Origin of the sequence: Saccharothrix espanaensis DSM 44229 (assembly GCF_000328705.1) — a bacterium.
Lineage (GTDB): Bacteria > Actinomycetota > Actinomycetes > Mycobacteriales > Pseudonocardiaceae > Actinosynnema > Actinosynnema espanaense.
The window spans coordinates 978,438-992,331 of the sequence record NC_019673.1; the positions used below are offsets into that span (position 1 = coordinate 978,438).

A 13,894-nucleotide genomic window follows, 5' to 3' on the forward strand; every position below is an offset into this window, starting at 1 on the left:
GTGAAAGCCGATCCCGCCGTGCAGCGCAGGCTGCTCGACCTGGCGCAGGTGGACGCCGAACTGTCGCGCGTCACCCACCGCCGCCGCACGCTGCCGGAGATCGCGGAGATCGCCGAGGCCGAGAAGACCGTGCGGGCCAAGACGGACGCGCTGACGACGATCGAGACGACGCTGGGCGACCTCAACCGGGACGTCAAGCGCCAGGAGACCGAGATCGACCAGGTCCGCGCCCGCGAGGACCGGGACCGCAAGCTCATGCAGTCCGGCTCGGTGGGCGCGAAGCAGCTCACCGACCTGGAGCACGAGATGGCCACGCTCCAGCGCCGCCAGTCCGCGCTGGAGGACGACCTGCTCGAACTGATGGAACGCCGGGAGGCCGTCGAGGCCGACGTCCAGCACGCGCGGGTCGCGCTGGACAAGGCGCAGGAGGCGCTGTCCGACGCCGCGCGCCGGCGGGACAGCGTGCTGGCCGACCTGGAGTCGACCGAGACCAAGCGCACGGCGGACCGCAAGCTCGCCGCCACCCAGTTCCCGGAGCCGCTGCTGGCCCTCTACGACCGGGTGCGCAAGCACAAGGGCATCGGGGCGGCGCTGTTGCGGTCACGGCGGTGCGGCGCGTGCCGGATCGAGCTGGACAGCAACGCGTTCTCCAAGGTGCGGGAGTCCGCCGCGGACGAGGTCGTGCAGTGCGAGGAGTGCGGCGCGATCATGGTGCGCACGGGGGAATCCGGGCTGTGAAGGTCGTCGTCGAGGCGGACGGCGGGTCGAGGGGCAACCCGGGACCCGCCGGGTACGGCGCGGTGGTGCGGGACGCGGCGACCGGCGAGGTGCTGGTCGAGCGGTCCGAGGGCATCGGGGTCGCCACCAACAACGTCGCCGAGTACCGGGGGCTGATCGCGGGCCTGCGGGCGGCGGCGGAGCTGGGTGCCTCGGCGGTGGTGGCGCGGATGGACTCCAAGCTCGTGGTGGAGCAGATGTCCGGGCGCTGGCAGGTCAAGCACCCGTCGATGCAGCCCCTGGCGCGGGAGGCCCGTGAGGTCGCGTCGGGGTTCGCGAGCGTGTCCTACGAGTGGATCCCGCGCGAGCGCAACAAGGCCGCTGATCTGCTGGCCAACGAGGCGATGGACGTCCAGGCGGGTCGTGGGGGCGGGCGCGCGCGGCGGGTGCCGGGGGTGGCTTCCGCGGTGTCGCCGCCCTCGTCGTGGACCGGGGCCGTGGGGGAGCCGACCCGGCTCTACCTGTTGCGGCACGGGCAGACCGAGTTGTCGGTGGCGCGGCGGTACTCCGGGCGGGGGAACCCGCCGTTGACCGACGTCGGGCGGCAGCAGGCGGAGGCGGCCGCGGCGCGGTTGGCGAAGCTCGACGGGGTGGCGGCGGTGGTGTCGTCACCGCTGGGGCGCGCGGTGGAGACGGCGGCGGCGGTCGGGCGTGGGCTCGGGGTCGACGTCGAGGTCCTGGACGGGCTGGTCGAGACGGACTTCGGCGGCTGGGAGGGGCTGACGTTCGCCGAGGCCGCCGAGCGGGACCCGGAGTTGCACGGGCGGTGGCTGGGCGATCCGTCGGTGGCCGCGCCGGGCGGCGAGAGCTTCGACGTGGTGCACCGGCGGGTGCGGCGGGCCCGGGACGAGGTGATCACCCGGTTCGGCGGGCGCGACGTCGTGGTGGTCAGCCACGTGACCCCGATCAAGTCGCTGCTGCGCATGGGGTTGGACGCGGGGCCGTCGTTGTTGTTCCGGCTGCACCTGGACCTGGCGTCGTTGTCGGTGGTCGAGTTCTACCCGGACGGCCACGCGTCGGTCCGGCTGGTCAACGACACCTCGCACCTGGGCTGACGGCCGGGGTCAGACCGCGGGGCGCAGTTGGGGGCGCTTGCGCCGGAACCGGGCTTCTTCCACGGCCAGGGTGAAGCGGTCCACGGCGGCGCGGATCGCTTCGGCGGCGGTGGGCGCGATCACCTCGCCGACGATGTCCGGGTCGAGCACGAATTCGCCGCGCAGCACCTGGTCGGCTCCCTTGCCGGTGAGCAGCGGATTCAACGCGTAGTCCATCGCGACCAGGAATCCCTGGCTGCCGCCGGTCGCCAACGGCAGGATGACCCGGCCGCGCAGCCCCTTCTTCGGCAGCAGGTCGAGCAGCGCTTTCACCAGTCCGCTGTAGGCCGCGCGGTAGACCGGGCTGGCCACCACGATGCCGTCCGCGCGCAGCACGGCGCTGACCGCGTCGGCGATCTCCTGGTCGTGCAGGTCCTCGGTGAGCAGCGACAACGTCGGCAGTTGGCGCACGTGCAAGGTCTGCACGTCGTACCCGGCGTCGCGCAGCAACTCGTCGACGCGCGCCACGACGATGCCGGCGCGGGACGCGGGAGAAGGACTGCCGGAAATAACCAGAATGGAGGACATGGCTCGCTGACACCTTCCCGAAAAGGCTCGGACTACGAGATAAAATCGGTCAGCGTCAACAGATTGCGGCGGCGGTGCGACCGTAGTCCACGTGCCGACGGCGGGTAAGTCCCCCGATTCCTGCCATGTTTTTCAGTAGAGCAGTTCGTTCCACATCACGACAAGGTTTCGGGCTCCTGGTTCCACAGCCTGGGACGCGTCCGGCTATGCTGGCGGCGCGGATGAGTCGGCAGGGCGGCCGCGTCGGCGGACTTCACGTCTGCCGCCGAGGAAAGTCCGGACTCCACAGGGCAGGGTGGTTGTCAACGGCAACCAGGGGCGACCCTCGGGACAGTGCCACAGAGAACAGACCGCCCCGGCGCGAGTCGGGGTAAGGGTGAAACGGTGGTGTAAGAGACCACCAGCGCCCCCGGTGACGGGGGCGGCTCGGTAAACCCCACCCGGAGCAAGGCCAAGAGGGCGCTTCGGCGCCTGCGCAGGCGATCGAGGGCGGCCCGCCCGATGCCTGCGGGTAGGCCGCACGAGCCTGTCGGCGACGGCAGGCCGAGATGGATGGCCGCCCACCGGGACCGCCGCGAGGCGCCCGGGGACAGAATCCGGCTTACATGCCGGCTCATCCGCGCCCCCGGTTCGGCACCCCGCACGGGGGTTGCCGCGCCGAGCACCCGTCGCGCGGCCGAACGTCGGGCCCGCCGGGGCCGACCGCCCTAGCCGGGAATCGGCCGAAAACGGGCGAAGGGCACACTGATCCGCCTATAGATCCCTTGGGCCCCAACGGTGTTACAGAAGTGACGCCGTTCGAGTGGTCATCGGTATCAGGCCGTACGCGGCCTCGTCCTCCAGCCGAACCGCGGGCCCTGCCCCGCGTTCACGAGGAGGAGGAAACCCATGTCAGCCACCAAGCGGGCCGCCACCTGGCTCGCCTTGACCGGACTGGTCGGCGCGGCGGCCGTCACCAGCACGGTCACCGCGTCGGCCGCGTCGGTCGAACTGCCGGTCTACGCGGTCCGCAGTGCCGGGCTCAGCCTGGAGCAGGCGACGGCGTTACAGCGGGCGTTCGGCCTGAAGAGCGTCGAACGCGACCAGGACGGCTCCGTGTCGTTCACCGACGAGGCCACCTACCTGAAGGTCCCGGGCCTGGACAAGGGCGCCGGCAGACCCGACGAGGACGGACTGCCCACCCACGAGACCCAGCTCGACGTCGAGGCGCTCAAGCAGTTGCGGGCCGTCCCGACCGACGTGGCCGTGAAGAAGGTCCAGGAAGCCCTGCGCGGGGCCGGGCTGCTGCCCGCCAACGCCGTGGCCTCCGCCACCAACACCACGTTCGACGTGGTCGGCACGGACGGCAGCGTCGTCGTGTCGGCCCCGCTGGACACCGCGGTGTCGTTCGCGTTCTCCCTCGACGGCATCCCGCTGGAGGGCGGCGGTGCCAAGGTCCGGGTCGCGCTCGACGGCCAGGGCGCGGTCTCCGGGCTCGTCTACAGCACGCGGGACCTGGTCAAGGTCGGCACCGTGAAGTCGCTCGACCTGACCGAGGCCCGCACGCGCTGCGCCAAGGTGTTCGCGGCGGACACCCAGATCACGGGCGTGTCCTACGCCTACGACGCTCCCGCGCTGTCGGAGAAGCCGACCAGGCTGGAGCCGAGCATCCGGTGCGCGGGCACCGACCCGAACGGCGCGACCGTGCAGCCGGTGACGCTGCCCGCCGCGGTGGACGGCAAGCTGCCCGAGCCCGGCCCGACCCAGCCGCCGCGCACCGAGACCGGTGGCGGCGTGTCCGCGCAGTGGATCCCCCGGATCGACGTCGGCAGCGAGGGCACCGGCCGGTGCGCCGGCCTGCCGTGGACCGCGAACGACGTCAACGGGTTCAACAACCAGTTCACCAGCCGGGGCATCCCGGTGCAGTACAGCTGGCTGGACCAGAACGCGTGGGAGCGCGACTTCAAGGACCCGGCCTTCGCCGGCGGCTGGGACCAGCTCTACGCCGACGACGTGGACCTGAGCTACTGGCACGGCCGCGGCTCGCCCACCGGCTTCTCCTTCGCCGGGTGCAGCAGCAACACCGACACGTTCCTGTCCAACCGGGACGCCCGCTGGGGCAACCGGGACCTGGAGTGGATCAGCCTGTTCACCGCCTCGATCCTGCAAACCAGCGCGGGCGGCCAGAACTGGGCGCAGCGCTGGGGCCGGGCGTTCAACGGCCTGCACCAGATCAACAGCTTCGAGACGGTGTCGTACCACCACGCCTCGCACGGTGCCCGGTACGGCAACTACCTGCTGCGCAACCGCCCGGCCCCGATGAAGGTCCGCGACGCGTGGGCGCAGGCGTCCATCGACACCCAGCCCCCGTGGGTGCGGTGGGCGACCATGGGTCCGATCGGCTACTCGTGGATCGCGAACTACAACGACTACTTCTGGAACAAGGGACCGGTCGGCCCGGACACCCTGCCGACGGTCGGCTTCTGGCGGATCTCCGGCTGGAGCTGACGCTCCGCTGACGGGTGGGGCCCTTCCGCCGCACTGGGGGTGGAAGGGCCCCTCCGCTGTCAGAAGCGCCAGCGGGTCTGGCTGTAGGGGTCCTTGCCGAACCCGAACGCGGTGACCGGCTCGACCCGGAACACCAGCGCGACGCCGTGCGGGTTGGCGAAACCGCCCTCGACCACGTCGAGGTGCCAGTCCGGCCCGTACTTGGCCTCCCACGCCGCGGCGAGCGCGGCCAGCGCGCCGGGGTCGGTGACCCGCTCCGCGGTGCCTTCCACGACCAGGTCGAGGCCGCCGTGCAGCGCGTTGTCGCCGGTGGTGACCACGACGTTCGGGTTCTCCGCGACGTTGCGGGCCTTGCGCTCGTCCTGCCCGGTGCACAGGTGCACGGCCTCGTCGTGCCAGACCGCGATCAGCGGCGTGACGTGCGGGCGGCCGTCCGGGCGGACGGTGGACAGCCAGTACACCTCGGCCTCGGCGAACTTCCGGCGGGCCTCGGTCCACGGGGTGGCGGGCGCGTCCGGGTCGCCGTAGCGGGGGTCGGTGTCGGTCGAAGTCACGAAACGTCCTCACATCAGCCACGTCGGGCGGGTCTGCCCGGCGGCATCCGGTGCACCGGGCGGAACGCCTCGCCGCCGTTGAAGCGCCGTTCCAGCTCCGCCACGTACGCCGCGACCGCCGGGTTCACGATGTCGGCGAGGCTGCGCACGCCCGCCACGGGCTCGTACGCGGCCAGGTAGGTCGCCGCCGCGCGAGCGCGCTCCAGCACGTCCTGGTCGAAGTTGACCGTCCGCTGCACCCGCCGCCCCGCGGGCGGCTCCGTGCCGGTAACCTGATCACTGCCCGAGACGGTCACGGAGACGGTGATTTCGTTCACTCCGGAGGCTGGTTCGGGCGCGGCTTCCGGTGGCTGGGCCATCTGCGAGCCTCCTCGGCGTCGTCACTCCGGGATGCGGTCCGTTCGGTGCAACGTCCCGGCCGAACGGGTCAACCGGGCGGCGGGCTGGACAAGGGGGAGTGCGGTCGTGCACACAGTGCGTGACCTCGAAGTTCGCAGTCGGGTGAACTGTCTCAGCAATCGGGAGAATCCAGTGTCGCCGGTTCTCCACCGGCTTCCCCCGACCCATGATGACCGTGGTCAGATTAGACGTAATCGAGGCTCAGGGGAACGGCCAGTGATCTACCCACCGCGAACCGACAGATACACCTCGTGACGAAGACGTGTTCTACTCGTTGGCGCACGAACCGGACGGGCACCCCTCGGCCCGCCCGGCGAAGTCCTGCGTACTCAGGAGTACTGCGATGACCGCCCACACCCTGGTAACACTCGCGCAGCAGACAGAACCCGCCCTGGGCACAGGCGGTGTGCGTCAGTGGATCCTCGACAACCTGGTACCCCTGCTGCTGCTGACCGTCGCGGTCCTGCTGCTGTGGTTGGGCGGCGGCAAGGGCGACAACGCCGGTGTCATGCGCCGACTGGGGGGCGTGATCATCGCGCTCGCCATCATCGGACTGGCGGTGACCACCAACGCCGGGGCGAACATCGGCCAGTGGATCGCCGGCCTGTTCACCGGCGGGTGACCCTTGCGGGTACGCACTGACGACGAGGTCTACCGGGTCGACGCCGTCTGGCTCGGCCCGCCCAAGGCCACCTTCCCGTGGCGTGCGCGCTACGTGGCGTGGGGCGTCGGAATCGTGGTGTTCCTGCTGGTCACAGCGTTGCAGCGGCAGATCGGCTTCGGTTTCGACTTCATCAACACCGGCTGGGGCTTCGTGTTCACGGTCGCCCTGACCCGCTACATCTGCACCCGCATCAGCCACGAGCGCCCGCTCTCGTCGGTGATGACGATGTGGGTGCGCGAGCTCAACTCCCCGCGTGAGACGACCTCGGGCACCGGCGGCGCGGCCAGCGCCGCCCGGATCCGGGTCAACCAGGACCGGCCTCGGAAGCGTCTGTCCGAGAAGGGGGCGAAACGCGCGGCGCGCGCCACCCGATCCCAGCACCGCAGGAAGACAGACCGCCGTAAGAAGGAGGTTCGCGGTGTTCGGACGCCGGCGTGACCACACCCGACGCTCCGCGGCGCAGCACGTGGCCCAGCACGCCGCTGCCGCGCGGGACGACCGGAAGGTCTACTCCAAGCGTGGCCGACGCCTGCCCGGTGAGCAGGCGGTGCCCAGCTACACCCCGTCGATCGCCGCGCGCAGCATCGACGGCCACCTGCTGCGCACCGGCCAGGAGGTGTACGCCTGGTACAAGCTCGCCCCGCAGCGCTGGTCGTTCCGCTCCGACTCGCAGCGCCAGGACCTGATCGCCGCGATCGCCGGCCAGTACGCCGAACTCCAGGGCCGGTGGATGCACCTGCGGGTGACGACCAGGCCCTACCCGATCCGGATGTGGGCCGAGGCGCACGTGCACAACGCGGTGCGCCGGCTGCCGGACACCCCCGGCACGCTGTCGTTCGACGACTACATGGTCGGCGAGCAGCAGCAGCTCATGGGCCGCTCGATGGCGGAGAAAGAGGTCTACCTGGGCATCCAGGTGCAGACCCGGAACATGATGGACCGCGCCGTGGAACGGGCCGCGCCCGTGCTGCGCAAGGTCTTCCCGGACGCGGTGGACGCGGAGCTGACCGCCATCGAGTCCGAGGTCGACCACCTCGACCAGGTGATCGGCTCGGCCGGGCTGGAAGGCCGGCCGGTGACGGCCGAGGAGATGTCCTGGCTGATGCACCGGTCGTGCTCGCTGGGCCTGCCCGCGCCGCGCAACCTGCCGGCCGTGCCCGGCGCCCCGTGGGAACCCGAGGACCTGGCGTCGTTCACCGACGCCGCGGACTTCCACCAGGAGCCGTACTCGCCGACCGTGACCGTGCGCGGCCGCACCGGCTCCAACGCCGGCATCAAGCGGCACGTCGCCGTGCTCACCGTCGGCCTCATGCACGGCCTCCAGATCCCCGAGGTCGACGACCCGTGGGTGCAGCGCTCCGACCGGCTGCCCGCCGCCGTCGAGTGGTCCGCCCGGATCTACGTGCGCCGGCCCGAGGAGGTCTCCGGCGAGCTGACCCGGCAGATGAACAAGGTCCGCTCCCAGGTGCGGCACTACACCGACGAGCACGAGCTGGAACCGCCGCAGTCGCTGGCCCGCCAGGCGTCCCGGGTGCTGGAGATCGACGACGAGATGACGTCGGGCTTCACCGCGCTGGGCACCCGGGTCCGGTCGTGGTGGCGGCTGGCCGTGTCCGGCCCGACCGAGCGCGAGGCGCTGCGGCTGGCCCAGGCCCTGCTCGACCTGTACAAGCCGAAGGTCGCCATCGAGCACCCCGAGGCCCAGTACGCCATCGCCCGCGAGTTCATCCCCGGCGAACCGCTGTCCTCGTCGGCCTACCTGCGACGCGGCTCGGTGCTGTGGGCGGCGTCGTCGGTGCCGACGGCGACCGCGGAGGTCGGCGACCGGCGCGGCATCCTGCTCGGCGAGACGGTGACCGCCACCCGGCGGCCCGTGGCGTGGGACCCGTGGATGGCGCAGGAGCTGCGCGACGCGTCCGGCCTGTCCGCGATGGTCGCGGGGCTGGGCGCGGGCAAGTCGTTCCTCGGCGGCGGCATCGTCTACAAGACGTTGCGCTCCGGCGCGCACTGGACGCTGCTCGACCCGTCCGGGCCGCTGGCCGCCCTGTGCGAGCTGCCCGAGCTCAAGCCCTACGCGCGGCCGATCAACCTGCTCAACGCCCAGCCCGGCATCCTCAACCCGTACCGGGTGGTCGCCGAGCCCCAGCTCGAGCACTTCCTGGACGAGGAGGACCCGGAACGGGCGTGGCGGCGCGAACGCGCGCTGGCCGCGGCGACCCGCCGCCGGCTCGTGCTCGACGTGCTCACCGGCCTGCTCCCGTTCGAGGTGGCCCGGCTCCCGCAGACCCGGATCGTGCTGCTGCGCGCGGTGCGGACGGTCGGCGGCCGCCCCGACGCCCACCCCGGCCAGGTCTTCGAGGCCCTGCGCCGCGACGCGTCCGAGCACCACGAGCACGCCGTCGTGGTCGCCGACTTCCTCGACGAGATGCGCGAGCGGATGTCGCTGCTCATCCCCGAGCAGGACGCCGACCCGTACAACGAGCAGCGCGACGACCGGCTCACCGTGCTCACCATGGCGGGCCTGAACCTGCCCAAGGACGGCGTCGGCCGCGAGCACTGGACCGACGCCGAGGCGCTCGGCGTGGAGATGCTCAACCTGGCCGCGTGGCTGACCCAGCGGTCGATCTACGAACGCCCCAAGGACCTCCGCAAGGGCGTGTGGATCGACGAGGCGTTCTTCCTGTCCGAGGTCCCCACCGGCCGGGTGCTGATGAACCGGTTCGCCCGCGACTCCCGCAAGTGGAACGTCCGGGTGCTGCTGTCCTCCCAGATCCCCGCCGACTTCCTCAAGATCCAGGGCTTCGTCACCCTGCTCGACTCGGTGTTCGTCGGCCGGCTGGACGACGACCAGGCCCAGGCCGACGCGCTGCGCCTGCTCAAGGTCCCGGTCGGCGCGGGCTACGAGCAGGTCGTGGCCTCGCTCGGCCGCCGCCCCGGCGGCGTCCGCAACAGCACCGAGCGCGACCGCGCGCCCCGCCAGTTCATCTTCGGCGACGGCGCGGGCGGCGTCGAGCGCATCCGCATCGACTTCTCCGGCCCGCACCTGGAGCACCTGCGCAACTCGCTGGACACCACCCCCGACGCGATGCGCGAGGGCCCGGACCAGAACGAGGTGGAGCTCTCCTCGCCGCCGCAGGACCCGTTCGCCTACGACGAGGGCCTGACCGACGAGTACGACGACGAGCTCGCGGCCGACCTCGAGGTCGGCCTGGCCGACCCGCAGCTGGTCGACTCGACCCACGGTGAGGGAGGAAACCGGCGTCCGGGCCGGGAAGGTGCGGCATGAGCACCCTCCTGCTGGCGGCGGTCGTGGCCGCCGCGCTCTACGCGCGGCGGCGGTTCAGACGTGATCCCGACCCCGACAGCGGGCCCGAGCGGCCCGCGAGCGGCGGGCGGTGGCGGGCGATGGCCGTCGTGGTCGCCATCGTCGGGCTCCAGGCGGTCGTCGGTGCCGCGCCCGCGTACGCCGCGCCGTGCGGTGAGTCGCCCATCCCGGAACGGCCCGGCTCCGGCATGGTCGGCGCGCTCGACCCGTCGATCGGCAACGGCGTCAAGGACTCCCCCTACCTGACCTACGGCTACGCGGGCATGGTGTGGCACACCTACCAGGAGAAGTGCCTGGTGCCCAACGCCTCCCCGGTGCTCGACACGTGGGCGGGCAACCAGCTGTTCAACGTCGGCAAGAACATCGTCGGCGCGACCAACGCCCTGCACTACACCGTCGTCGGCCAGGGGCTGCTCCAGCCGCTGGACAAGGCGGTGAAGGAGGGCGTGCAGAAGGTCTACGACAACGTCTACCTCCGCTGGTTCGGCCTGGTCGCGCTGGTGCTCGCGGTGCTGATGTTCCGGCAGATCTGGAACGGCGACCTGGCCGCGATCAGCAAGCGCGGCCTGTGGGCGCTGGCCGCGATGTGGCTGGCCACCTCGACCCTGGCGCTGCCCCAGTTCTACGACCTGCTGGACAACACGCTGGTCACCAAGACCTCCGAGATCCAAGCGGGGTTCATCGACGTCGAGGAGGGCAAGGACAGCCTCGACGTCCTGCCGTCCCGGCTGCACGACTCGGTGGTCTACCAGAGCTGGCTGCGCGGCGAGTTCGGCTCGCCCGACGCGCCCCAGGCCGCCGAGTTCGGCCCGAAGGCGCTGGCCGCCCAGGCGTGGACGGTGCAGGAGATCGGCGACCACAAGGACGGCGACCAGAACGCCCTCAACGCCAAGCGCACCGAGTACAAGAACATCTACAACCAGCTCGGCCCCGCGCAGGCGTCGTTCAGCGGCGAGGCCGGCGGCCGCACCGGCGCCGGGTTCCTGTCGCTGCTCCAGGCGGTCGCGTTCTCGCTGTTCCAGCTCTTCGCCAAGGCCGCGGTGCTGCTCGCCCAGCTCCTGCTGCGGGTGCTCACCCTGGCCGGCCCGCTGATCGGCCTGGTCGCGCTGCTGCACCACGACCTGCTGCGCAAGGTCGGCCGCGCGGTCGCCGTCACCGTGTTCAACGTGCTGGTCCTCGCGGTCCTCGCGGGCACCCACGCGCTGCTGCTGCAGGCGATCTTCAACGCCAACGGGCTCTCGCTGCTGACCCGGACGCTGCTCGGGCTGATGCTGACCCTGGTCTGCTTCATGATCGGCAAACCGCTGCGCCGGATGTGGCAGATGGTGGAGATGTCGGTCGGCTCGGCGAGCAACGCCCTGCCGATGCGCGGCGGGCTGCTGTCCCGGCTGCGCCGCAAGAAGGACACCGGGCCCTCGCCGCAGGAGGAGTTCTGGGACACCGTCCGGGACACCGACCCCGACGGCCCCGAGGTGCCGCAGCGCGGGCGCGGCCGGATCCGGCCCGAAGCGGCCAACCCGGTCGTGGCCACCGCGCACCGGCTCGACCGGACCGGCGGCCCGGTCCCGCTCGACGCGGGCGTGACCGGCTCCGGCCGCGCCGCGCTCCCGGCCGGCGGCCACGACAGCCCGGCCGCGCTGACGACCGGCCGGTCCCGGGTCGTGGACGCGCCGCCGGTCGCCGATCGCAACTGGGACCGCCTGGACGACGCCGTGCTGGTGCCGTCCCGGGTGCACAACGGGTTCTCCCGGATGTCCGACGGCCCGGTCGTGCCGGGTCCGCGGCGAGCGGAGACCGAGGTGGTGGCCGGTCGGCAGGTCCACGTGATCTACCGGCCCTCGCGCGGACTCGAAGTCAGGGACAGCTGATGCCGATCAGGACGAACCGGGGGCGCACGGCGGTCTACCGCCGGCTGTGGGGGTGGCCGTTGCGGTCGCCCCGGCACCTGGTCGCCACCGTCGTCGGACTCATCGCGCTGGTCGCCACGACCAGCATCGTCTTCGACCACACCGTGGGGTCGAAGTCCGGCGCCGCACCCGGTGCCACCACCACCTCCGGCAGACCCACGACGATCGGCGGCGGCAACCAGATCGGCGTGCTGCCGCCCGCCGGCACCACCACGGCGTTGCCGACCAAAGCACCCAGTCCCACCGCCGCCGCCTCGTCGGCGCCGGTGACGGCCGACGCGCAACTGGTCGCCGAGAGCTGGATCGACGCGTGGCTCAACCACCCGGCGGGCACCACCAACGCCAAGTGGCTGGGCGGGCTCAAGCCGTGGACGTCGGACGAACTGCTGCCCACGCTGCAGTCGGTCGACCCGGCCAACGTGCCCAAGGAGATCAAGAGCCCGGTCAAGGCCGTCCGGCCGACCACCGATTCGGTCGATTTCGAAGCCGACCTGGAAACCGGCAAGCTCGTGCTGACCGTGGCCAAGCTGCCCGAGGGCTGGCGCGTGCACAAGTACAGCAGGGTGGGTTGAGATGCTGAAGATCGCGCTGGTCGTCGCGGCGGTGGCCGCCGTGGTCGCGGTGACCGTGACCAACGGCGTCTCCACCGTGGTCAACAACACCACACCCGACGAGAGCGTCGGCATCCGCAACGTCGGCTGCAACGCGTCCATCGGCCCGTGGGAGGGCGGCGGCGCGGAGAAGGGCCGCAACGACGCGAGCCGGCTCAACGAGGAGCAGCGCGGCACCGTCGCCAAGATCATCTCCATCGGGCAGGAGCGCAAGCTCCCGCCGCTGGCGTGGCAGATCGCGATCCAGGCGGGCATGACCGAGTCCGGGCTGCGCAGCCTCGACTACGGCGACCGCGACTCGCTGGGCATCTTCCAGATGCGCCCGTCGATGGGCTGGGGCTCACCCGCCCAGGTCACCGACCCGGTGTACGCGATCAACAAGTTCTACGACGTGCTGGTCAACGTCCCCGACTGGGAGGACCGGCGGCCCGGCGAGTCGGCGCAGGCCGTGGAGCGCTCGGCGTTCCCCGACCGGTACCACAACTGGGAGGCGATGGCCGCGTTCCTCATCGGCGACCTCGGCGACGTGGTCGACCCGGCGGGCTGCGGCCAGGCCGTCGGCCAGTTCCTGCTCGCCTCCGGGGCCGCGGCCACCGCGATCGAGTTCACCAAGCAGCAGTTGGGCGAGCCGTACCTGTGGGGCGGCAACGGCCCCGACCAGTGGGACTGCTCGGGCATCCTGGTCAAGGCGTTCGCCGAGGCCGGGGTGAAGATCCCGCGCGTCGCGAACGACCAGTACGTGGCCGGTGGCGCGCACTTGCCCGTGCGCGAGGCCAAAGCAGGTGATTTGATCTTCTGGGCGACCAACCCGGCCAACCCGGTCACGGTGCACCACGTGGCCATGTACCTGGGCAACGACGAGTACATCCACGCCCCCCAGACCGGGGACGTGGTGAAGATCAGCAAGGTCAAGTGGGACTACCACGAGTTGATGCCGCTGGCCGTCCGGCCGGGCGTGTAGATCGTGTGAGGGAGGCACCACCGATGTTCACCCCCGACCCCATCCAGCGCCACGCCGGACCACCCGCGTCCAGCACCCCGCTGCGGGACTACCTGTCGTCCCTGCCGCCCGGCGTGGACGGCACGTACGCCGTGCTGCCGCGGTCGCTGGTCGAGGCGATGCCGCTGCCGTGGCAGCAGCAGATGACCCACCTGATGGCGGAGTTCCACCGCTCGTTCGCCCACCTGGGCTGGCCGGTCTACCGGGTCATCCCGTCCCGCCGGGAGCGCCTGGTCGACCTCGACGAGGAGCAGCTGGCCGAGGTCGGCGCGATCATGGAGATCGACGCGGACGGCGAGCTGGTCTACCGCGACCGCACCGGGACCCGGATCGAGGACCCGGAGAACCGGGTGGTCCTGGTGTCGGTGCTGGACCCGATCCCGGGCGACTACGCCAACGCCAACCAGAACACCCCGGCGCGCGGGTTCCCGGTGCCCCAGCAGCAGCACCCGCACTCCGGCCCCCTGCCGGTGCAGGCGCCGCACCAGCGCTGACCGGGACGGCGGCCCCCGTCGCCCGCGGGGCCGCCCCACCGTTCGGGTGATCTA

General features: G+C 71.7%; 13 protein-coding genes and 1 other RNA gene. 11 read left to right on the forward strand and 3 right to left on the reverse strand.

Features of this window, described 5'->3' with window-relative positions; all coding sequences use genetic code 11:
• On the forward strand, positions 1–738 hold the full coding sequence (locus tag BN6_RS04750) for a zinc ribbon domain-containing protein (RefSeq protein ID WP_015098407.1): 738 nt from the start codon (positions 1–3) through the stop codon (positions 736–738).
• Positions 735–1,832 (forward strand): bifunctional RNase H/acid phosphatase, encoded by a 1,098-nt coding sequence (locus tag BN6_RS04755; protein ID WP_041311950.1) that lies wholly within the window; start codon positions 735–737, stop codon positions 1,830–1,832. The genes BN6_RS04750 and BN6_RS04755 overlap by 4 nt, the downstream gene beginning before the upstream one ends.
• 9 nt (positions 1,833–1,841) lie before the next feature.
• On the opposite strand, the gene BN6_RS04760 is transcribed toward BN6_RS04755, so the two are convergent.
• Positions 1,842–2,399, reverse strand: a complete 558-nt coding sequence (locus BN6_RS04760; protein ID WP_015098409.1) for an NAD(P)H-dependent oxidoreductase — start codon at positions 2,397–2,399, stop codon at positions 1,842–1,844.
• Between the two features lie 222 nt (positions 2,400–2,621).
• Here BN6_RS04760 and rnpB point away from each other — a divergent pair.
• Positions 2,622–3,019, forward strand: an RNA gene (gene rnpB, locus BN6_RS42840) — RNase P RNA component class A.
• A gap of 268 nt (positions 3,020–3,287) precedes the next feature.
• On the forward strand, positions 3,288–4,886 hold the full coding sequence (locus tag BN6_RS04765) for a DUF6345 domain-containing protein (protein WP_015098410.1): 1,599 nt from the start codon (positions 3,288–3,290) through the stop codon (positions 4,884–4,886).
• A gap of 59 nt (positions 4,887–4,945) precedes the next feature.
• Here the strand turns inward: BN6_RS04765 and BN6_RS04770 are convergent, their stop codons facing one another.
• Both BN6_RS04770 and BN6_RS04775 read right to left on the reverse strand, forming a co-directional pair.
• Positions 4,946–5,440 (reverse strand): pyridoxamine 5'-phosphate oxidase family protein, encoded by a 495-nt coding sequence (locus BN6_RS04770; RefSeq protein WP_015098411.1) that lies wholly within the window; start codon positions 5,438–5,440, stop codon positions 4,946–4,948.
• Positions 5,441–5,454: 14 nt separating this feature from the next.
• Positions 5,455–5,799, reverse strand: a complete 345-nt coding sequence (locus tag BN6_RS04775) for a hypothetical protein (protein WP_015098412.1) — start codon at positions 5,797–5,799, stop codon at positions 5,455–5,457.
• A 383-nt stretch (positions 5,800–6,182) separates the two neighbouring features.
• On the opposite strand from BN6_RS04775, the gene BN6_RS04780 reads away from it, so the two are divergent.
• From BN6_RS04780 to BN6_RS04810, 7 genes are read left to right on the forward strand one after another with little or no spacing between them, the layout of a single operon-like run.
• On the forward strand, positions 6,183–6,461 hold the full coding sequence (locus BN6_RS04780; protein WP_015098413.1) for a hypothetical protein: 279 nt from the start codon (positions 6,183–6,185) through the stop codon (positions 6,459–6,461).
• 3 nt (positions 6,462–6,464) lie between these two features.
• Positions 6,465–6,941 (forward strand): hypothetical protein, encoded by a 477-nt coding sequence (locus tag BN6_RS04785; protein ID WP_015098414.1) that lies wholly within the window; start codon positions 6,465–6,467, stop codon positions 6,939–6,941.
• Between the two features lie 28 nt (positions 6,942–6,969).
• Positions 6,970–9,789, forward strand: a complete 2,820-nt coding sequence (locus tag BN6_RS04790) for an ATP-binding protein (protein WP_051075932.1) — start codon at positions 6,970–6,972, stop codon at positions 9,787–9,789.
• Positions 9,786–11,696: a hypothetical protein gene (locus BN6_RS04795; protein WP_015098416.1), complete on the forward strand. Its 1,911-nt coding sequence runs from the start codon at positions 9,786–9,788 to the stop codon at positions 11,694–11,696. Before BN6_RS04790 ends, BN6_RS04795 begins: the two co-directional genes overlap by 4 nt.
• On the forward strand, positions 11,696–12,307 hold the full coding sequence (locus BN6_RS44770) for a hypothetical protein (protein ID WP_015098417.1): 612 nt from the start codon (positions 11,696–11,698) through the stop codon (positions 12,305–12,307). Before BN6_RS04795 ends, BN6_RS44770 begins: the two co-directional genes overlap by 1 nt.
• A gap of 1 nt (position 12,308) precedes the next feature.
• Positions 12,309–13,307 (forward strand): C40 family peptidase, encoded by a 999-nt coding sequence (locus BN6_RS04805; protein WP_015098418.1) that lies wholly within the window; start codon positions 12,309–12,311, stop codon positions 13,305–13,307.
• Between the two features lie 23 nt (positions 13,308–13,330).
• Positions 13,331–13,840 (forward strand): hypothetical protein, encoded by a 510-nt coding sequence (locus tag BN6_RS04810; protein ID WP_015098419.1) that lies wholly within the window; start codon positions 13,331–13,333, stop codon positions 13,838–13,840.
• The last annotated feature ends 54 nt before the right edge of the window (positions 13,841–13,894 follow it).